Annotated in this window: 2 protein-coding genes; both read right to left on the bottom strand. The window is 40.8% G+C overall.

Going from position 1 to position 823, the window contains the following annotated elements; all coding sequences use genetic code 11:
- Positions 1-63: 63 nt before the first annotated feature.
- A complete protein-coding gene (locus ACYQ2W_RS26455) occupies positions 64-414 on the bottom strand; it encodes a hypothetical protein (RefSeq protein WP_459874093.1) in 351 nt (116 codons plus the stop codon).
- 12 nt (positions 415-426) lie between these two features.
- Positions 427-823, bottom strand: a 397-nt coding sequence (locus tag ACYQ2W_RS26460; RefSeq protein WP_459874095.1) for a hypothetical protein, incomplete at its 5' end; no start/stop codon positions are given.

Genomic DNA, 823 nt, shown 5'->3' on the forward strand with positions numbered 1-823 from the left:
CTTCCCTCCCGTTCATTATGTGCACAGACTCTATTGCTAGCAGCAATGGCAGCAATGGACGACTTAATTTTTCTCTCTCTTATGAGCCAGAACCAATCTTTCACACACTGCAATCAACTCATCATCCAAACCCTCTCTCAAACAAACTGCCTCACGACACGCCACATCACTTAGGAAAACAATTTTTTTCAGGATTTCTGCAGGCGTACCACTAAATTCCGCTATCGCCTCAATAACAACAAAGGAAAGCTCGCACGGAATAGCGGACTCAGCAACATCAAACAGATTTTCTACTTGCCCTTCAGAATAGGAATCCAAATTCATCTCTATCGAGATATTTTTCCTTCTCTCCCAAATAAGACAAAGCCGATCAAATTCTTCTTTTTCAATAGAAATTGGAATCTTTATCTTCATCTGCTAATAACCTTACATTCTAAGATGACATCCAGGATAAATCTCTTCGTCATACTCATCCTTATTCATGGAACACAAAGGGTCGGCAGCACAAACCGAGTCCACAAGCTGTTTAACGAAAAACAGATCGCCCAACAAACCCAGCTTCCCTATTTTTTTCAAAAAGTCAGTCCATCTGCCAAGATTCTTCTTTGACAGTTTTCCTATCTTCTTTTTTGTATTTTTATCATAAATGTTTCCGTTCGCATCAATAACCTGGTTTTTGTCGTAAACATGGCCATGAGGATCACTTGGCCAAGGATCAACATCGTTAGCATGGACGGTAACACGCTCTCCTCCAATCTTCTCGGAAGCCATACCATCTCGGTCTATAAAATTGACCGGATCACTCAACACATAGGTGTAAAGA

The sequence above is a fragment of the Endothiovibrio diazotrophicus genome, from assembly GCF_054657215.1.